Raw genomic sequence first — 18,426 nt, 5'->3', positions numbered from 1 at the left:
TATCATGATCGCCCTGCTGTAGGACATCATTTTATCGCGCGCCATGCCGGCCGCTACGAGGGCCAGACCTATCGAAATCAGGGTTTCCGGCCGGCCAGCCCGCTTTCCACGATAGCGCCGACCCGGCTCATGAATTCCATTCCAATGGCGATCTCGTCATCGGTCAGTTCGTCCGAGATCAACCCGATGAAAGCCTCTGTCCGGTTGATCATTTCATTCACGGTTGCCTGTCCCTTTTTCGTCAGGCGAATGATCTTTTCCCGGGCCGATGCTTTGCTTTCCTTGATCGAAATCAGATTGAGATCCTTGTCCGCCATTGCGCGCAGGACCTTTGAAATAGCCGGACTCCCCAGTTCGTACCACTCGCCGATCAGTCGCTCGATGGTCTTGCGATGGATGGTGTGTCCGCCCTCGCCCTTGGAATGGATGATCCACAGGATCACGGTCTGGTGACGGGTCAGGTCCGGCCCGCTCAGATGTTTTTCGACGGCCATGCCGACCGAATAGTGAAACGGGTAGAATAGCTTGAGAAAGTTTTTCGGGGCAGTTTCCCGCTTGATCGGATAGTCTATGCCGAAATCAGACTGCTGCTTCACTCGATGCTCCATCGTTGGGATATTCGTCAGGTTTTCCTGATGACGAATCAAGTAGAGGGATGAACCAATATCCAGCCAAAGTCTAATCTTCCAGCATTATTGGCAATATTGCACCTGCCCGGCGATTGATCGACATACCGGACACCAAGGCAATAATCTGATATTCCTTGTTATATATCAGTATTTTACCCTTAAACCCACCCCGCAACCCTGAGACCGGTTGACAAAATCCTTTTCCGATTCATATTATGTCGCACGGACACTATGTCCTATAGACATAATAAATTTCAGGGATTGAGGATAGATGAAAACCGCATTTGGCGTCGACCAGTTGAGCCGTCCGGAGGTGATCCGGAATCCCTATCCATATTATGATCTGCTGCGCGACCAATCGCCGCTCTTCGGTTATCGCGATTTTCCTCCCGGCACGATGCCCGGAGTGGACGAACCCAAACCGTCCTGGGTGGTGCTGAACTTCGATGATGTCGCCGCCGTTGCATGGGACCATGACAGCTTTTCCTCGCGCGACAGCTTGCAGGAGGAATCTTCCGCGCCTTCCCTGATGCTGGTCAATCACGACCGGCCGGAACATACGCGGTTGCGCAAGATTGCCAGCAAGGTTTTCCAGCCTGCATCGATCAAATCGCTGGCACCGGCAGTAGACGCGCTGGTCAGCAAAAGCATGGATGATTTCTTCGTCACCGATCAGCCCGTGGACGTTATGAGCGACTATTGTGCCATGCTGCCGAGCAGAGTGATGGCCTTTCTGTTCGGCATGCCGGACGAAATGGACAGGGATGTGCGCAACTGGGCGACCGCCTTCATGCTGTCGGCCGACATCAGCCCGCAGGAACGGCAGGCCTATAATGAAGAAGCCATGGCCTTTTTCGCGCAGCATGTCCGGGACCATATGGACCGGATTGCGAAAGGCGAGGAGACGCCTGGCCCCCTGCTCAACGCCTTCATTCGCACCGAGGTGGACGGCGACCGCTTGTCCTTCGACGAAATCGTCCGTTTCTGCATGACGGCCACCGTGGCCGGGGCAGAGACGACCTCTTTCTACCTCGGCAATCTGATCGCCGTATTCGCCGACTTCGACGAGATCTGGCAGGGCTTCGTCAAGGAAGCGTCCCAGTTCGACGCGATCTACAAGGAGACCCTGCGTTTTCACGGCCCGCCACAGCGCCTTTTCCGGGTCGCCACCCGCGACATCACCATAGGCAAGGCCGACATCAAGCGCGGCGACTGGGTCGCCTGTTTTTCGGTGCCGCCAATTATGACCCCGAGGCTTTTCCGGAGCCCTATGAGTTCCGGCTGAACCGCAAGAATGCCAATCGCCATATGAGCTTCGGCTACGGCATCCATCGCTGCCTCGGCGCGCCACTGGCGCAGCTTGAAGCAGAGTCCACCGCACGGATGCTGAGAGAACGTTACAGGCAGGTCGAACGCGCGGGCGAAGCGGTCTGGCAGGATGTAAGCCTGCTCAACCACGGCCTGCACAGCAACCCGGTAATATTTCGCGCACGGGAATAGAGGCACAGAATTTTCAAAAACAAAGGTGAACAGAAACACCGCATGAGGGAGGAAAATATGAACATTCGAAACAACAGGAAAGCGGTGCTCGCAACAGCCAGCCTGCTCGCCATGACGACCGTATCAACGCCGCTTTACGCCCAGCAGGATGCGAGCGATGAAGCGCAGGACGGAGGTGGTGATGTTATTATCGTGACCGCCAATCGCCGCGACCAGTCGCTTCAGGATGTGCCCTTGTCGATTACGGCTTTCGGGGGCAATGAACTGGAAAACCGGTCGATCACTTCCATCGAACAAGTCGGCGCGATCGCGCCCGGCGTCCAGATTTCGACCTATCAGGGGGATACGTCGATCTTCATCCGGGGTATCGGGACACCGTCGATCATCGCCGGTACCGACAGTTCGACTGCGACCTATGTCGACGGCGTCTATATCAGCCGGCCCGCCGCCATCGGCCCGCAATTTTTCGATATCGAACGTATCGAGGTTCTGCGCGGTCCGCAGGGCACGCTTTACGGTCGCAACGCCACCGGCGGGGCCGTCAATATTGTCACCAACCGGCCGACCGACGTCCTTGAAGGCAATCTCCAGCTGACGGCCGGAAATTATGACCGCTTCCGTCTGGCCGGCGCCCTGAGCGGGCCGCTGGGCGACAGCGTCCGCGCCCGTCTTGCGTTTCAATGGGAAGATCGCGGTGGCTATACGACGGTCACCCGGCCCGACGACAGCACCGAACGGGTCGAGGACAAGGAAGATTATGCGATCCGGCTGACGGTAGAGGCGGACCTCTCCCCCGACGCGACCCTGACCGTGAACGGCGACTATTATCGCGCAAACGACAAGGCCAACGCCTATTTCTACGCCAGCGCGGGCTATGGCGACGAGATACCGGACTGGTACAACAGCCGGGAAGGCGCGCAGACCCTGGCCTATTTCGCGATGAAAAATGCGGGCCGTGTCTCCGAAGCCGGATCCCGGGATATTTTGCCGATACAGACTATTTCAATAAGGTCGAAAACTGGGGTCTCGGCGCGACGCTGGACTGGGATATCGCCGACTATAATCTGAAGGTCATCGGCAGCTACCGGGACACCAACCCAACTTCCCAGAACGAGTTCGATCTGTCGGATGCTTATGTCAATTATGTCGGACGCGAAGAGGATCACTGGCAATGGAGCGGTGAAGTGCAACTCAGCTCGCCCGTCGACGAGCCTTTCTCGTGGATCGCGGGTGCCTATTATTTCGAAGAATCCAATGTGATCGACAATGACATATTCGGCAATTTCTGGGAGCCCATTCTCATCCAGGGACTGACCGATCTGCAGAACGCCGGGGTCATCCCGACCTTCCCCATTGTTTTCCCGGATTCCGACCTGTGCTGCGAATTGCATCTGAGCGGAGAGCAGGACACCAAGGCTTGGGCGGCCTATCTCGACACGCAATGGAATGTCTCGGACCAGCTCACCGTCCGGCTCGGCGGGCGCTACAGCGAGGAGACGCGTAACGGCCGGCAGAATTTCGATCTCGTGATGCTCCCCGATATTCGCGTCGGCCCCAATGTGGCCCTGTTCCCGAACGCGGTGTCGGAAGATCCGGACACGCTGCAACCCGATCCATTCGGCTTCAACATCGGCCCGGTTAACGGACCATCGACCTTCCGCGCCTTCACCCCCAAGCTGGGTATCGACTTCAAGCCGAATGATGATGTGCTGCTTTATGCGTCGATCCAGCGCGGCTTCAAAAGCGGCGGCTATAATATCGGCAGCAGCCAGCGTGATCCGTTCGAGCCGGAAAAATCTGGTCCTATGAAATCGGCGCGCGAACCGAATTGCTCGACCGGGCGCTGATGCTCAATACCTCGGCATTCTGGTATGACTACACCAATTTGCAGGCGCAGGACAGCGTCGGTAACCAGCCGCTGATCCGCAATGTCGGCAAGGCCCGCGTGCGCGGTTTCGAAGTCGAGACCGTGGCCCGCCCGACCGATTTCTTCCGGCTGGAAGGCGCGCTGACCTATGTCGATGCGCAGTTTACCGAAGGCACGCTGACCGAAAGCCTGCGGCCGGCCCCGCTATCGCAGCCGGCCGGTTCGTTGCAGACCGATCTCGACGGCCTGCGGTTGCCGCGTGCGCCGCGCTGGAAGTTCAGCCTTGCCGGCCAGATCGAGCAGCCGGTGGGCGACAGCGGCACCGTCACCGCGCGCGCCGAATATCACTGGCAGAGCAAGATCTACTTCACCGTCTTCAATATCGATGCGGCATCGCAGGACAGCTATGGCCTGCTCCGCGCCAGCCTGGGCTTCACCAGTGCGGACGACAAATGGGGCATCCGGCTGTTCGGAGACAATCTGACGGGCAAGACCTATTTCACCAACCAGATCCTGACCGGCGGCTTTTATGGCGCGGAATTTGTCGGGCCACTCGGTGCCCCGCGCACCTATGGCGTCGACCTGCGGTTCAACTTCTGAGCCGCACCGACATCCCCTTATCCAGTGGAGAATTTCTATGATCGTCCCGATTGATGTAACCAAGAATGTCTTCGCCGCCTTTGGCGCGGCCGATGTCGACGGCATCGTCAAATGGCTGCACCCCGATGTCCGGATCGAATTTTACGGCCCCGAGGTCATTCCCTATGCCGGCAATTATGACGGGCTCGACGAGGCGCGCGGCTTTTTCGAAACGGTGCTGTCCTCCGTCGACATCCACCAGTTCGATCCGGAAGAATTTATCTGCGAGGGCGACAAGGTTGTCGTCACCGGCCATTTGCGCCTGACCGCCCGGTCCACCGGCAGGGATATCGAGTCCGACTTCGTCCACGTCATCACCGTGGCAGACGAAAAATGGCTGCTGTTCCGCGATTTCATGAATACTGTGGAAGCGGCAACCGCTTTTTCCTCCTGACGAGAACCGGGCTGCAAGACGACGGAGGCCCGCTCCGGATTGCGGCCCGGCAATTAATTTTGGTGCCTGGGGTTAATCCTCCCTGGCTCTCGCCGTTCTTAGGTCAGATTGATGATTGAGCTGAATATTCCCAATCGGTTGGCCCATTTCCCACCCAGGCCAATCTAGAGCGGTGAAGATGCCGGCCAGTGTACATCAATTCAGCGGGTCAGGTTGGCTGGTCCCTTCCTGACCCGCTTACTCCCCCTCACAACATGCAAAGCCCTCGGGCGCCCCCGTCCCGGATGGACGCGGCTCCCGCATCGTCGGCCTCCGGAGACCCGCTCCCGGATACAAGCGGTCGCAGCCGGTGATTACATCAATTTGATCAGGGAATTGCTCAGTCCGACGATCACGGCGGATATGCGGTCGTTGACCTGCAGCTTCTTGAACAGGCGCCGGATATAGGAGTCCACCGTCGCCTGCGAGATATCCAGGATAATCGCCATGTCCGAATTGGATTTGCCACGGGATATCCAGTATAATACCTGGCTTTCCCGTTCGGACAGCGGCGGTTCGTCCTCGCCGCTCTGGTTGATGATGGCACATATCCGCCGATGGCAGGATTGGGCGATACCGACCAGCGGCGCGATGATTGCCTCGTCATCCACCGTCATGTGCCGGCCGAAATTCATCGAGAAATAGGAATTCCTGCTGTTTGGCCCGAACAGTGGCGCGGAAATGCCGTCCTTGAATCCCAGTTCCCTCGCTCTCTTCAGAAACCCCTGATGCTTGTCATTGAGCTTCTGGTCGGCGACGGCCTGCTGCCAGGTCATCGCGTGACCAATGGCCATGACATGATCCGGGATAGGATCGGTTTCCATGAACGCCGGGTCCAGATAAGTGGAGACGATCTCTTCGGGATAACCGAAATGATATACGGATGCGCGTTTCGACACCTGCGAGTAAAATGGCGGAGTGATGTGATAGGACAAGGCCTTCACGCCTTTGGCCATCAACTGATGAGACAATTCATTCAGTTGCGAGGAGACGGAAAATCCCTCCCTGAGCGGGCTGTAATTATAAACCATAGGCTTACCACATATTTCCAGCCGGATTGATTTCCAGAGATGGCCACCAGACCGGACGACGGGTCCGGAAAAACAATTCGGCCCCGCATGTATAAATGCTGCGTCATGATTGAATAGGACAAAAAAGCCATAGCTCCGGAAATCTCGCAAAAGCCCCGGAACTACTGGCTTTCAGGCGCCTTTTAGATGCGTCACGCAGCAACGTGACGTGCGTGGATGATGAAGAACCGGTAAGAAGATATTCAAATGCCATATTTAATGAAAAAGAACACAAAACATGCTTTCTGAAATCGAGCGGATTTTTCCGACTAATTGTAACAACGTGAAAATCGATATTGCGGCAATAGTGCTGGCTAGAAAAAATCGTAGCGCCTTGTTCAACGAACAATATTTCACCAACAAGTTCTGGGATATAATATTGTTGTTATACAGCCACGAGATCAACGATCTTCCCATAGATTCCAGCGCGATCGCCAAGCAGCTCGAGATGAGCCGCACGTCGGTTTTGCGCTATCTGACAGCGCTGGTGAATGACGACATCGTCTGCGCCTATGACCTGAAAGAAGAAGATTGTTTCGATCTCGCGCGCGATAATCTGTCGCTTACCCGGCGCGGATTTGAAAATGCGGGAATCATCGTCGAGCAGACCCGCAAGATTTTCTCCACAATACCCGCGATATAGGCGGCGTCCCGTTCGGGCGAAGCATTTCGCCAATGATGGGGGCGGAAGCCTGGCCGGGACGATTTCCCGACCGGCTCACTGAACGCGCGCATGGTCGGCCGCCCGGAGCCGCGCCTCCGGCCACCGCTATTCGGTCAAATCTTCCCAGGCATCTTTCAATTTGCCGAAAAATCCGGTTGAATTCGGCGTTTCGTCGCCGGTTTCGGTCGCCTGGAACTCGCGCAATATCTGCCGCTGTTGCTTGGACAATCTGGTCGGCGTCTCGACTTCGATCTGGACAACCATATCGCCATGGCCACGCCCGCGCAGCACCGGCATTCCGGCTCCGCGCTGGTGGATCTGCTTGCCGCTCTGGATACCGGCCGGGATCCGGATGGCATGTTTTTCGCCGTCGAGGCCGGGAATGGTGATTTCGCCGCCCAAAGCCGCCAGCGTGAAGCTGATCGGCGCGCGGGTGAACAGGGTCGTGCCTTCCCGCTCGAAAATATTGTGCCGGATCAAATGGATGAAAATATAGAGATCACCCGGAGGCGCGCCCCGGCGCCCGCTTCACCCTTGCCCGAGAGCCGGATTCGCGTGCCGGTATCGACACCGGCGGGAATATCCACTTCGAGCGTCTGCGGCTTGTCGACCCTGCCCTCGCCATAGCAGACGTGACACGGACTTTCGATAACCTCGCCGCGCCCCTGGCAACTGGCGCAGGTCCGTTCGACGACAAAAAATCCCTGCTGGGCCCGGACCTTGCCGTGACCGTGACAGGTTCCGCACCGCTGGACGCCGGTACCCGGCTCCGCTCCGGAACCGTCGCATTCGTCGCAGCTTACCGAGACATCAATCTCTATTTCGGTATGCTTGCCATGATAGGCGTCTTCCAGCGTGATTTCCATATCATAGCGCAAGTCGGCGCCGCGCGCCGGGCCCCGCTGCTGTTGCTGGCCGCCGAAACCGCCGCCGCCACCGCCACCGAAAATCGTCTCGAAAATATCGCCGATATCGTTGAAGGCCGCTCCGCCAAAGCCGCCGCCACCGCCGGCATTATTGCCGCCGCCGTTGGTAAAGGCTTCATGCCCGTACCGGTCATAGGCCGCCCGCTTTTGCGGATCTTTCAGAACATCATAAGCTTCGCTGATCGACTTGAACTTGGCTTCCGCTGCCGCGTCGCCGGGATTCTTGTCGGGATGCCATTGCATCGCCAGCTTGCGATAGGATGACTTAAGCGTCGCGCCATCGCAATCACGCGAAACGTTTAGCTGCTGATAATAATCGATTTCGGATGCCATACTCATGCTTCCCCCAAAGCGGAAGGACCGTCGCCCCCCGGCAAGCCGAAACCGCCGGACCTAGATCCGGCGGTTCCATCTTGCACGGGAACGACGTCCCGGTCTTTACTCAGCCGCCTTGGCGTCATCTTTCTTGTCGTCGTCAGAGTCGTCGACTTCCGAGAATTCGGCATCGACCACATCATCATCGGCCTTGGCCGCCGCATCTGCGGCAGCAGCATCACCGGCGTCGCCGCCAGCAGCCTGCTCGGCTTCATAGATTTTCTGACCCATTTGCATGGAAACCTGTGCCAATGCTTCGGACTTGGCCGTCATCGCGTCCGGATCGCCACCTTCGATGGCTTCCTTGGTTTCCTTCAGCGCCGCTTCGATCTGGCCCTTCAGATCGGCATCGATCTTGTCGCCATGCTCTTCGAGCTGCTTTTCTGTGGTGTGGACAAGGCTTTCGGCATTATTCTTGGCTTCCGCCTCGGCACGCCGTTTCTTGTCTTCTTCCGCAAATTTCTCGGCATCCTGAACCATCTGGTCGATATCGCTATCGCTCAGACCACCGGAAGCCTGGATCTTGATCTGCTGTTCCTTGCCCGTGCCCTTGTCTTTCGCAGACACGTTGACGATGCCGTTGGCATCGATGTCGAAAGTCACGTCGATCTGCGGCACACCGCGCGGTGCTGGCGGAATGCCGACCAGGTCAAACTGGCCGAGCATCTTGTTGTCCGCCGCCATTTCACGCTCGCCCTGGAACACGCGGATCGTCACGGCCTGCTGATTGTCATCAGCGGTCGAGTAGACCTGCGATTTTTCGTCGGGATCGTCGTGTTGCGGTCGATCATGCGGGTAAAGACACCGCCGAGGGTTTCGATACCCAGCGACAGAGGCGTCACGTCGAGCAGAAGGACGTCTTTGACGTCGCCCTGCAGAACGCCAGCCTGAATGGCCGCGCCCATGGCGACAACTTCATCCGGGTTGACGCCGACATGGGGTTCCTTGCCAAAGAATTTCTGCACGGTTTCGCGCACCAGCGGCATGCGGGTCATACCACCAACCATCACGACATCGTCGATCTCGCTGGCTTCGACGCCGGCATCTTTCAGAGCCTTCTTGCATGGTTCAAGCGTGCGCTTGACCAGATCGCCAACCAGCTTTTCGAGATCGGAGCGGCTGATCGACTTGACCAGATGCTTCGGTCCGTTCTGGTCCGCGGTGATGAACGGCAGGTTGACTTCGGTCGTCTGCGCGCTGGAAAGCTCGATCTTCGCTTTTTCGGCAGCTTCCTTGAGGCGCTGCAGCGCGAGCTTGTCCTTGGTCAGGTCAATGCTTTCGGCTTTCTTGAAGTCAGCGGCGAGAAACTCGACCAGCTTGGCGTCAAAATCTTCACCGCCGAGGAACGTGTCGCCGTTCGTCGATTTCACTTCGAAAACACCATCGCCGATTTCGAGGATCGAAATATCGAACGTACCGCCACCCAAGTCATACACAGCAATGGTCTTGCCGTCATTCTTGTCGAGGCCATAAGCCAGCGCCGCAGCGGTTGGCTCGTTGATGATACGCAGCACTTCAAGGCCAGCGATCTTGCCGGCATCCTTGGTTGCCTGACGCTGGGCGTCGTTGAAATAGGCCGGAACGGTAATGACCGCCTGGGTCACCGTTTCACCGAGATAGCCTTCAGCTGTCTCTTTCATCTTCTGCAGCGTGTAGGCAGAAATCTGCGACGGGCTGTAATCTTCGCCGCCCGCTTTCACCCATGCGTCACCGTTGCTGCCCTTGACGATTTCGTAAGGGACCAGTTCCATGTCTTTCTTCGTCATCGGATCATCGAACCGGCGGCCGATCAGGCGCTTCACCGCAAAGATCGTGCTTTCCGGATTGGTGACAGCCTGACGCTTTGCCGGCTGGCCGATCAGGCGCTCGCCATCCTTGGTGAATGCAACGACGGACGGTGTGGTCCGCGCGCCTTCCGAATTTTCGATAACCTTCGGCTTGCCGCCGTCCATAACGGCAACACAGCTGTTGGTGGTGCCCAGATCAATTCCGATAACTTTACCCATAAATCCCTCAATCAATTTTCTAACATTAGCAAAATTGCCGCCCGGCCCTGTTCAAGTGGCACCGCGTACGGCTTCGTCAAGCGATATAGGTGGCATTTTCCTTGGCACAAGACATGAGTCCTCCTACATTTGAAAAATCAACGGAAAACACCCATATCGGGACAGAATTACAACGGTTTAACGAGGTGTCACAATGAACAAGCTCTCTATCATGCTCGCAGCATCCGCATCATTATTACTCGCTTCCTGCGGCCAGGGAGATATTCTTTACGCCGACAAGGCGGTGGTCAACCTGTCCCCTGTGGAAGGCAATCCGTCAGCTGGCTATATGGATCTGCACGGAGGTCGTGTCGATGTGGAACTGGTCGGCGTGACCTCCGATGATGTGCTGCGCCTGGAGATGCACGAAACGACCGAGGAAAATGGCATGATGAGCATGGAAAAGCTCACATCCATTCCCGTCCCGGCGGGCAAAACAGTCAAGCTGGAACCCGGCGGCAAGCATCTGATGATCTGGGGCGTGGGTGAAGGCTCGAAAAAGCGCGGCCTGCTGACCATGACCCTGATCTACTCCAACGATGACCGCATCGAGATCGATGCCGTGGTCAGGAAAGTCGGTGATCCCGCTCCGGTGACCGAAGAATAAGTCGTCGCGGTGACAGGCCGTGCGCTGACCCGATCCGAAGTCAATTTGTGCCTGTCGGTGTTCGGACAAGCGATCAACTATGACAGGGTAAGGGTCTTCAACCGCAAATGGTGGCTGTTCCAGAACCCAAGGGTAACGATGGCACCGGACGGCAATCTCTGGTTTCATCCGAAAAGCAATCTGTTCTGCGATGATTTCTGCGGGTCATCGCAGAATATCCAGGCCTTGTTCATTCACGAAATGGTGCATGTCTGGCAACATCAGCAGGGCGTATTCCTGCCCTTGGCGCGACATCCGTTCTGCCGCTATGATTATGAACTGCGGCCAGGCAAGCCCTTCGCTGACTATGGCATCGAGCAGCAGGCTGAAATCGTCAGCCACTTTTTCTGCTCAAGTCTGGAGCGCGTTTGAAAAACGGCTATCGCCTGGCCGATTATCAGGGGCTGCTGCCCTTTTAGCCCATCATGCACCTGATAATGCAGATGGCCGGAAAGCAGAGCTTCCCGGCCATCCCCGTCCCGATTGACCTGACCGACATTCAGAAACGATAGGCCAGGCCGGCGCTGATCACCCACGGGTCAATCCGGTGGCGGGTCCTCAGAACTTCGGTGTCGCCGGCATACCAGCGCGCCGTTGTATTGACGAAATAGCGTTTGGCATCGACGCTGAGGCCCAGCCCCCTGTCGTTGAGCGGCAGATCAAAGCCGGCCTGCAGGGCAAAACCGATCTTGTCATTCATCTTCTGACGCGTTGCGCCCAGCGCCTTGGCGGTGTCGCCGGCTTTTTCATCAATGAAGATGAAATAGGTCGGACCGGCGCCGACATAGGGCTTGAACCCGCTACCGTCGCCGAAATGATATTTCGCGGTCAGCGTCGCCGGGATTATATTGGCGTTCGACACCAGTCCCGCGCCATCGACAGGTCCGGTCCCGGTCACATCATGCTGGGTGACGCAGCAGATGGTTTCCAATGAAATATTGGGCGTGAAGAAATATTCGGCGGCGATCGTCGGAACGAAATTGTCATCGGCCTCGGTCTGCGTGCCGGCGGGCAGCCCGATATCGTCCAGTTCGACCGAGGTTATCTTCCCGTCCGGGGCAACCAGCGTGGCCAAGGCCTTGATCTGGATTTTGCCGTCGCTTGATCCGGCCATTGCCGTTCCGCTCAGGCCGAAGGCAAGTACCGCGGTGGCCACCGCCCGTTTCAGTATATTTTTCATGTCATTCCGTTCCTGTCTGGTTTCTGACCGAGGCCATTAACGGGGCGGAAAAACGGCCGACATACGCAATTGTCCTGATGCGGAAAGGAGCACTCTGTTCCGACCTGATTTCGCTGGAACAGCGCGGGCAGCATGACTCCGGCTCTCCTTTGCTTTCCTGACTGAGCCAGCGCTACCGGCTACTACTCGCGCGCGTACTCGAAAGAAGAAATTCGGTATCATCGGAAAATATGATAGGTTCCGGACGGGACGCTATTACTGGCTATAGGGGGAATCAAATAATGAGAGTGAAAAATCGCAGCAATTCTTTAGTTATTTTGCTTGTTTCGTTAAGTATCACCGGATGCACCACAGTAGGCGAAACACTGGGTAGCAAGGCGCGAATCAATCCCAATATGGTTGCTTCCTATGACCGGGACGATGACGGAACATGGAAAGACGCGTGCGGACTTGTCTATGGCGATACCACGAGCTGGAAAGGCGCGATAAACCTCTCCTGTTTCAAATTCCCGATGGATAAGGAGCCGGCATATCAGGTCGCGGCGGGCTATATATTGCCTAAAAAATGCCTGTCATGTTCCAGAGCAACGGCCTGTATGCGCCTGCCCCCAAGCCGGTGGCAAAACCGGCCCCGCCTCCTGCCAAGCCCCCGAAGGTGGCTGTACCAGCCGCTCCTGTCGCGGCTACGACGGTGCAAGCGAAGGACGTCCATACCTATTACAGAAACCGCCTGGAGGATGTGCTCATCAAACGTTCCCAGGATATCTGCACGATAGAGAAAGGCCGAATTTTGCCAATGAGGCGACCACCAACGCCGGCCTGGGCATCATGACCACCGGACTTTCCACGATATCGTCGATCGTCACGGGCGATCTGGCGAAGTCGATCCTGTCGGGAGGCGCTGCCTTTACCAGCAGTAGCCGCGACCATCTCAACGCCAATATCTGGAAAAACCAGCTGACGACGGCAATAACCAATGCGATCGACGTGAAGAGAGCCGAAATTCTGGGAAAAATGTCCGGGAACAGGGCCAAAAGCATCTACGAATATAATGTGGACGAGATGATACGCACGGTGAACGAATATCATCAGGCCTGCTCGTTCGGCACCGGGCTGCAATCGCTCATGACAGCTTCTGCCAATCAGGAGCGCTTCACGATGATGAACGAGAATTATCAGCTGCAGGCGAAGATCAACAGCCTGTCGACCAGCATCGAAATCTTGCGAGCAGCAAAGGCGGATACGACAACGATCGCGCCTTTGGAGGAGAGACTGGGAGAATTGATCCTGCAGGCTGCGGAAACACCGGAGTCCACGGCTCCTGCCAGCTAGGTCCGACCGCTTATTCCTTCACATTGAGGAACGGCAGCAATCCCAGTCTTTCGCGCATTATCCAGCGGGCCAGCATCAGTAGCGCGACCACGCTCAGTCCGCCGGCGAGACCGGTCCAGATGCCGACCCCCTGCCAGCCCTGCCAGAAGGCCAGGCCGGCACCGAGACCGATGCCGATGAACCAGTAGCCCATCAGGGCGAACAGCATCGGCATCGTCGTGTCGTGCAGGCCACGCAGCATGCCCGCTCCGACGACCTGGGCACCGTCGACGATCTGGAAAATCGCGGCAATCGCCAGGAAGCTCACGGCAAGCGCCGCAACCTCGGCATTGCCCGGAGCGCTCACGTCGATGAATATCGAGATCAGGAAATCGGGGGCCAGAACGAATATCAGGGCCATAGCCGCCATGAAGGAAGTGCCGAGGACAAAACTGACCCAGCCCGCGCGCGTTACCCCGGCACGGTTTTCCGGCCATATTGGATCCCGACACGCACCGTCGCGGCCTGCCCCAGCCCCATGGGGACCATGAAGGTCAAGCCGGCGAGTTGCAGAGCGATGGCGTGGGCGGCGACGGATTCTGCGCTGATCAGCCCCATCAGCAGCGCGGCGACGCCGAAGACCGAGCCTTCCAGCCCCATGGTGATGGCGATTGGCAGACCGAGCTTCCACATCGCGCGAAAGCGCGGCCAGTCGCTGCGCCAGAAACGGCCGAACAGGTGATAGCGGCGGAAACGCTTGTGCAGCAAGACGACCAGCACCATGCCGCCGAACATCAACATATTGGTCAGCACGCTGCCGATCCCGGCACCGACGACGCCGAATTCGGGAAGCCCGAACTTGCCGAAAATCAGGGCATAGTTGAACAGGGCATTGGACAATACACCGACAACGCTGATGACAAGCGCCCAGACCGGCTGCTCCAGCGCTGAAATGAAATTGCGCAATATGATGAAGAAGAGAAATGGCAGGATCGACCACATATAGGCGCTGATATAGGTGCCGGCGATGGCGGCAAGATCAGGCTGCTGGCCGAACAGAAGCAGCAGGCTTTCGGTGTTCCAGAGCAGGATCCAGAAGGGAATGAGCACCGCGACTGCGGCCCACAGGGCCTGGCGGAAGGTCCGGCGCACATCGCGGACGCTGTGCTGCATACGGCCGATTTCGGTCGCCATCATCGGCGCCGAGGCGGTGATCAGACCCATGCAAAAGATCGCAGCAGTCATCGCGAGGTTGAAGCCGAGCGTTGCCGCAGCCAGTTCGCGGGCCCCGAGCCAGCCGAGCATCAGCACATCGGTGGCGCCAATCAGGGCCATGGTCAGGTTCGAAAGGATCAGCGGCCAGGCAAGCGCCAGCGTGACGCGCAGTTCATGCCGCCAGGGGTGTTGCTCTCGCAGGCCAGGAAACGCGCCAGTCATAGGCGCGCGTTAGCCCAAGGCGCGGTAGCAGGCCAGTGAAACCGCGCCCCGGCTCAAAAGTTGGTGATTCTATCTCGGATCCCGCGGATAGCCACGCTTGCCATAGCAGTCGTCGTCCAGACGGCCGTTGCGGTCATAACCGTCGCAGCCATCATCCTTGTCGATAAAATAGCCGCCGGCTGCACCGGCAGCAGCGCCAATAGCAGCGCCTTCCAGCACGTCACCACCGGTAAGAGCACCAATCGCGGCGCCCGCTGCGGCACCGGCTCCGGCTCCTTCGGCCGCATAATTCTGCGCGCATGCGGTCAGGCTGAACGCCGCAGTCGCAGCGATCGCCAATTGTCTTGCCCATATCATCATTTTGACACTCCTCGAAAATTGTTCGGTCAGCCAATGAACACGCTGGCCCGGCAATGGTTCCTGAACGGGGGAAATTTGCAGGCCAGAACGCTTTCCACATGCGACCGGTTGCGTCTCCCGGCAGCGGCGAAAATCGATTTGCCCCATTTGATTGCATTTGATACCATCCCGCTCATTGAGCAAGCGGCCCAACCCGCGCTTGCGCCAATGGTGACCTTATGAAATTGCCCGATTATGATATGTCCGCTTCCCGCGGATTTCTCTCGCATTTCGAAATTGTCGATATTGACCTGCCCGATATTTTTGCCCCGATCATCAAGGCGGCAGAAAATCTCTCCGGCCTGATGACCACCGGCCGCGTGCGATACTGGCTGGAACAATTGCCGGCCCTTGATCTTTCCGACTGGGCCGCCAATGCACCCGAAGAACAGGTCCGCGTGGCGATGGTCCGCTATTCTTTCCTCGTGCAGGCCTATGTCTGGGGAGAGAGCGAGGCACCGACCGCCCTGCCCGCCAATCTCGCCCGTCCGATGGTGGCGCTGGCCGACCGGCTCGATCAGGCGCCGTTGCTGCCCTATAGCGGCTATGTGCTCGACAATTGGGCGCGGCTGGACCGGCAAGGCCCGATCACGCTCGACAATGTCTATATGGTGCAGAATTTCTACGGCGGAGCGGACGAAAACTGGTTCGTTCTGATCCATGTGGCGATCGAGGCGGCGGCTGCTCCGCTTCTCGGCCTCGCCTGCGATCTGGTCGAAGCCGCCCATGCGAAAGACACTGCCAGAACAACGGCATTGCTTGAGGAAATGGACAGCCATTGGGACGCGGTGAACGCGATCTTCGACCGGATGCCGGACCGCTGCGATCCCTATATCTATTATCAGCGGGTGCGGCCCTATATCCACGGCTGGGCGAACAATCCGGCGCTGCCCGACGGCCTGATCTATGAAGGGGTCGAGAAAAATCAGGGCAAGGGCCAGTCGTTTTGCGGCCAGACCGGGTCGCAAAGCTCAATCGTACCCAGCATGGACGCCTTGTTCCAGGTGCAGCATGGCAATGACCCTCTGCGCAGTTTTCTCGACGAACTGCACGCCTATCGGCCTATCCAGCACCGGCGTTTTATCGAGGACTTGCGCGAACAGAGCCGGTTACGGGATTTTGCCATCGCCAGCGGCGATGCGGCGCTCAGAAAGGCTTTCAACGCCAGCGTCGAGCAGGTTGCGCGGTTCCGCACACGCCATCTGGAATATGCCGCAAGCTATATCAACAAGCAGGCGTCAAACGGCAAAGGCAATGATACAGAGGTCGGCACAGGTGGCACGCCGTTTATGAAATATCTGAAGAAACACCGCGACGAGAACCGAGCGCAGGTGATCTGATAAGGGCGGCGCCCGTCCACTAAAGATGGTGGTTTTAGCAGTTGCACCCGGAGCTTACCCTCTGCCATGAGGCAGCGGTCAAGTTTCGGGGGACAATATGCTATCGACAATCGGTCTAATCGGCGGACTGGCGCTGCTCATCTGGATGACGGTGCGCGGGGTGAATATCCTGATTGCCGGACCGGTCGCGGCGGCGGTTGTCGCTCTAACCAGCGGGATTGCGTGGTTGCCGCCTCTCGCCGCAGCAGGCGCCCCGGATTTTGCCACAGCCTATATGGACGGCTTCGTCGGCTTCTTCAAAAGCTGGTTCTTCATGTTCCTGCTCGGCGCGATATTCGGCGAGATCATGGGGGCCAGCGGCGCGGCCGCCAGCGTCGCCCATTGGGTGATCGAGAAGATCGGGATCAAACATGCGGTGCTGGCCGTGGTCGCTGCGTGCGCCATCCTCACCTATGGCGGGGTCAGCGTGTTCATTGTGTCGTTCAGCGTCTATTCGCTCGCTGTGCATCTGTTTCGCGAAGCGGATTTGCCGCGGCGGTTCATCCCGGCAGCGCTGGCCTTCGGGTCGGTCACCTTCACCATGACCAGCGCCGGCAGCCCGGAAATCCAGAATCTGATCCCGATGGAATATCTCGGCACCACCGCTTATGCCGGCTGGCAGGTCAGTCTGGTGATCGCGCTGTTCATGGCGGTTACCGGGCAATATTGGCTCAACCATATGGTCAAGCGTGCCGTCGCGAAGGGCGAGCATTTTGTCGGCCGCGAAACGGATGACCAGAACAGCGACTATAGCAATCTGCCTGCGCCTCTGCTCTGCATCCTGCCGCTGGTCGCGGTTCTCGCGATCTTTCTGATCTTCCAATATCCGCAGGACATGGGCCCGCTGTCGGCGATCCTGCCGCAGGAATCGCTCGACAAATGGGCACTGGTGGCGGCGCTGGGATCGGGCGCGGTCGTCGCCCTGATCGTCGGTTACCAGAAGCTGAAATCCATGCCGGAAGCCTTTTCCCGCGGCGCGACCAGCGCGGTTGTCGCGATCACCAATACCTGCGCCGTGGTTGGATTTGGCTCCGTTGCCAAGCTGTCACCGGCCTTTCAGGAAGCGCTTATATTGGTGCAGAATATTCCGGGCAGCCCGCTGATCGGCGCGGCCATTGCCGTTACCGTGATCGCCGGCCTCACCGGCTCCGCATCGGGCGGCCAGTCGATCGCCCTGCCCCTGATTGCGCCGCATTATATGGATGTCGGTGCGCAGCCGGACGAGCTGCACCGTGTGGTCGCCATTTCCTCCGGCGCGCTCGATAGCCTGCCGCATAATGGCTATGTCGTGACCACGATCCGCGCGGTTTGCGGAGAAACGCATAAGGATGCTTATGGCGCGGTAGGCGCGCTGACTGTTGTGATACCGGTGATCGGGACGATCATGGCGGTGATATTGTTCGGGATATTCTGATGCCCGTAACAACCCGTCGCTACCGCCAGGAAGACCGTCAGGCCTTCATTGATCTCAACCGCGACTGGATCGAGGAATATTTTGTTCTCGAGGACAGCGACCGTCAACAATTGGAAGAATTGGAAGCATCTATTCTCGGCAAGGGCGGGCAGATCATCGTTGCCCTTGTCGACGATATGGTAGTCGGCACGGGAGCGATCCTACCCCCGCATCATGACCCGCAGGATGGCCGTCAATGGCTGGAAGTCATCAAAATGGCGGCGCAAAAAGATATGCGTGGTCAGGGCATTGGCCGGGCGGTGCTGGACGCGCTGATTGCGGAAGGGACGGCTATGGGGGCGGACGCCATCTGGCTCGAGACCAATGCAGAACTGAAAGCCGCAATCCGTCTTTACGAACGGCGCGGCTTTCAACATTTGTCTGCTGATCATCGGTGGCCCACGCCTTATGCGCGGTGCAATGTGCAGATGGTTCTTGAGCTTTGATCCGTCACCCCAGCGAAGGCTGGGGCC

15 protein-coding genes and 5 pseudogenes are annotated in these 18,426 nt (G+C 57.9%); 12 read left to right on the top strand and 8 right to left on the bottom strand.

Annotated features, from left to right (window positions below; all coding sequences use genetic code 11):
• Nucleotides 1-77: 77 nt before the first annotated feature.
• Nucleotides 78-596 (bottom strand): MarR family winged helix-turn-helix transcriptional regulator, encoded by a 519-nt coding sequence (locus C8024_RS04725; RefSeq protein WP_164089164.1) that lies wholly within the window; start codon nucleotides 594-596, stop codon nucleotides 78-80.
• 304 nt (nucleotides 597-900) lie between these two features.
• Here C8024_RS04725 and C8024_RS20935 point away from each other — a divergent pair.
• From C8024_RS20935 to C8024_RS04700, 4 genes and pseudogenes are all read left to right on the top strand, one after another.
• Nucleotides 901-2,129: pseudogene (locus tag C8024_RS20935) on the top strand (cytochrome P450).
• A gap of 57 nt (nucleotides 2,130-2,186) precedes the next feature.
• The gene (locus C8024_RS22920) at nucleotides 2,187-3,197 is read left to right on the top strand and encodes a TonB-dependent receptor plug domain-containing protein (protein ID WP_173203187.1); all 1,011 of its coding nucleotides are present in this window, start codon (nucleotides 2,187-2,189) and stop codon (nucleotides 3,195-3,197) included.
• Nucleotides 3,101-4,596: pseudogene (locus C8024_RS22915) on the top strand (TonB-dependent receptor). Before C8024_RS22920 ends, C8024_RS22915 begins: the two are co-directional and overlap by 97 nt.
• Nucleotides 4,597-4,633: 37 nt before the next feature.
• Nucleotides 4,634-5,029: a nuclear transport factor 2 family protein gene (locus C8024_RS04700; RefSeq protein WP_173203184.1), complete on the top strand. Its 396-nt coding sequence runs from the start codon at nucleotides 4,634-4,636 to the stop codon at nucleotides 5,027-5,029.
• A 353-nt stretch (nucleotides 5,030-5,382) separates the two neighbouring features.
• On the opposite strand, the gene C8024_RS04695 is transcribed toward C8024_RS04700, so the two are convergent.
• Nucleotides 5,383-6,099, bottom strand: a complete 717-nt coding sequence (locus C8024_RS04695; RefSeq protein ID WP_173203182.1) for a helix-turn-helix transcriptional regulator — start codon at nucleotides 6,097-6,099, stop codon at nucleotides 5,383-5,385.
• 346 nt (nucleotides 6,100-6,445) lie between these two features.
• Here C8024_RS04695 and C8024_RS04690 point away from each other — a divergent pair, with 346 nt between their 5' ends.
• A complete protein-coding gene (locus tag C8024_RS04690) occupies nucleotides 6,446-6,781 on the top strand; it encodes a hypothetical protein (RefSeq protein ID WP_173203180.1) in 336 nt (111 codons plus the stop codon).
• Between the two features lie 126 nt (nucleotides 6,782-6,907).
• Here the strand turns inward: C8024_RS04690 and dnaJ are convergent.
• Nucleotides 6,908-8,061 (bottom strand): annotated as a pseudogene (gene dnaJ / locus C8024_RS04685) (molecular chaperone DnaJ).
• A 105-nt stretch (nucleotides 8,062-8,166) separates the two neighbouring features.
• Nucleotides 8,167-10,109, bottom strand: a pseudogene (dnaK, locus tag C8024_RS04680) (molecular chaperone DnaK).
• 193 nt (nucleotides 10,110-10,302) lie between these two features.
• On the opposite strand from dnaK, the gene C8024_RS04675 reads away from it, so the two are divergent.
• A complete protein-coding gene (locus tag C8024_RS04675) occupies nucleotides 10,303-10,755 on the top strand; it encodes a copper chaperone PCu(A)C (RefSeq protein ID WP_100094304.1) in 453 nt (150 codons plus the stop codon).
• Between the two features lie 9 nt (nucleotides 10,756-10,764).
• Nucleotides 10,765-11,213 (top strand): annotated as a pseudogene (locus C8024_RS04670) (vgr related protein).
• A gap of 80 nt (nucleotides 11,214-11,293) precedes the next feature.
• On the opposite strand, the gene C8024_RS04665 reads toward C8024_RS04670, so the two are convergent.
• The gene (locus tag C8024_RS04665) at nucleotides 11,294-11,974 is read right to left on the bottom strand and encodes an OmpW family protein (RefSeq protein ID WP_173203178.1); all 681 of its coding nucleotides are present in this window, start codon (nucleotides 11,972-11,974) and stop codon (nucleotides 11,294-11,296) included.
• 828 nt (nucleotides 11,975-12,802) lie between these two features.
• On the opposite strand from C8024_RS04665, the gene C8024_RS04660 reads away from it, so the two are divergent.
• The gene (locus C8024_RS04660) at nucleotides 12,803-13,306 is read left to right on the top strand and encodes a hypothetical protein (protein ID WP_173203176.1); all 504 of its coding nucleotides are present in this window, start codon (nucleotides 12,803-12,805) and stop codon (nucleotides 13,304-13,306) included.
• 10 nt (nucleotides 13,307-13,316) lie between these two features.
• Here the strand turns inward: C8024_RS04660 and C8024_RS22910 are convergent, their stop codons facing one another.
• From C8024_RS22910 to C8024_RS04650, 3 genes are all read right to left on the bottom strand, one after another.
• The gene (locus C8024_RS22910; protein ID WP_367947151.1) at nucleotides 13,317-13,706 is read right to left on the bottom strand and encodes an MATE family efflux transporter; all 390 of its coding nucleotides are present in this window, start codon (nucleotides 13,704-13,706) and stop codon (nucleotides 13,317-13,319) included.
• 50 nt (nucleotides 13,707-13,756) lie between these two features.
• Nucleotides 13,757-14,722, bottom strand: a complete 966-nt coding sequence (locus C8024_RS04655) for an MATE family efflux transporter (protein WP_367947150.1) — start codon at nucleotides 14,720-14,722, stop codon at nucleotides 13,757-13,759.
• Between the two features lie 69 nt (nucleotides 14,723-14,791).
• Nucleotides 14,792-15,082, bottom strand: coding sequence for a YMGG-like glycine zipper-containing protein (locus tag C8024_RS04650; protein WP_173203174.1), 291 nt, complete (start codon nucleotides 15,080-15,082; stop codon nucleotides 14,792-14,794).
• Between the two features lie 33 nt (nucleotides 15,083-15,115).
• Between C8024_RS04650 and C8024_RS04645 the strand changes: the two genes are divergently transcribed.
• From C8024_RS04645 to C8024_RS04630, 4 genes are all read left to right on the top strand, one after another.
• Nucleotides 15,116-15,304, top strand: a complete 189-nt coding sequence (locus C8024_RS04645; protein WP_173203172.1) for a hypothetical protein — start codon at nucleotides 15,116-15,118, stop codon at nucleotides 15,302-15,304.
• Nucleotides 15,301-16,461 (top strand): indoleamine 2,3-dioxygenase, encoded by a 1,161-nt coding sequence (locus C8024_RS04640; RefSeq protein ID WP_173203171.1) that lies wholly within the window; start codon nucleotides 15,301-15,303, stop codon nucleotides 16,459-16,461. The genes C8024_RS04645 and C8024_RS04640 overlap by 4 nt, the downstream gene beginning before the upstream one ends.
• Nucleotides 16,462-16,558: 97 nt before the next feature.
• A complete protein-coding gene (locus tag C8024_RS04635; RefSeq protein ID WP_173203169.1) occupies nucleotides 16,559-17,914 on the top strand; it encodes a GntP family permease in 1,356 nt (451 codons plus the stop codon).
• Complete coding sequence (locus tag C8024_RS04630; RefSeq protein WP_173203167.1) at nucleotides 17,914-18,399, top strand: GNAT family N-acetyltransferase; 486 nt, start codon at nucleotides 17,914-17,916, stop codon at nucleotides 18,397-18,399. Before C8024_RS04635 ends, C8024_RS04630 begins: the two co-directional genes overlap by 1 nt.
• Nucleotides 18,400-18,426 lie beyond the last annotated feature (27 nt).

It is taken from the genome of Sphingopyxis sp. BSNA05, from assembly GCF_013265645.1.
In the GTDB taxonomy this organism is placed as follows: domain Bacteria; phylum Pseudomonadota; class Alphaproteobacteria; order Sphingomonadales; family Sphingomonadaceae; genus Parasphingorhabdus.
Note: the sequence above shows the minus strand (reverse complement) of the source record. Positions and strands in the feature narration are given on the sequence as shown.

Excerpts from the sequence above, each read along its gene's own strand:
- C8024_RS22920 (WP_173203187.1), top strand. The coding sequence starts at position 2,187 with ATGAACATTCGAAACAACAGGAAAGCGGTGCTCGCAACAGCCAGCCTG.
- C8024_RS04700 (WP_173203184.1), top strand. The coding sequence starts at position 4,634 with ATGATCGTCCCGATTGATGTAACCAAGAATGTCTTCGCCGCCTTTGGC.
- C8024_RS04695 (WP_173203182.1), bottom strand. The coding sequence starts at position 6,099 with ATGGTTTATAATTACAGCCCGCTCAGGGAGGGATTTTCCGTCTCCTCG.
- C8024_RS04675 (WP_100094304.1), top strand. The coding sequence starts at position 10,303 with ATGAACAAGCTCTCTATCATGCTCGCAGCATCCGCATCATTATTACTC.
- C8024_RS04665 (WP_173203178.1), bottom strand. The coding sequence starts at position 11,974 with ATGAAAAATATACTGAAACGGGCGGTGGCCACCGCGGTACTTGCCTTC.
- C8024_RS04660 (WP_173203176.1), top strand. The coding sequence starts at position 12,803 with ATGACCACCGGACTTTCCACGATATCGTCGATCGTCACGGGCGATCTG.
- C8024_RS22910 (WP_367947151.1), bottom strand. The coding sequence starts at position 13,706 with ATGGCCCTGATATTCGTTCTGGCCCCCGATTTCCTGATCTCGATATTC.
- C8024_RS04655 (WP_367947150.1), bottom strand. The coding sequence starts at position 14,722 with ATGACTGGCGCGTTTCCTGGCCTGCGAGAGCAACACCCCTGGCGGCAT.
- C8024_RS04650 (WP_173203174.1), bottom strand. The coding sequence starts at position 15,082 with ATGATGATATGGGCAAGACAATTGGCGATCGCTGCGACTGCGGCGTTC.
- C8024_RS04645 (WP_173203172.1), top strand. The coding sequence starts at position 15,116 with ATGAACACGCTGGCCCGGCAATGGTTCCTGAACGGGGGAAATTTGCAG.
- C8024_RS04640 (WP_173203171.1), top strand. The coding sequence starts at position 15,301 with ATGAAATTGCCCGATTATGATATGTCCGCTTCCCGCGGATTTCTCTCG.
- C8024_RS04635 (WP_173203169.1), top strand. The coding sequence starts at position 16,559 with ATGCTATCGACAATCGGTCTAATCGGCGGACTGGCGCTGCTCATCTGG.
- C8024_RS04630 (WP_173203167.1), top strand. The coding sequence starts at position 17,914 with ATGCCCGTAACAACCCGTCGCTACCGCCAGGAAGACCGTCAGGCCTTC.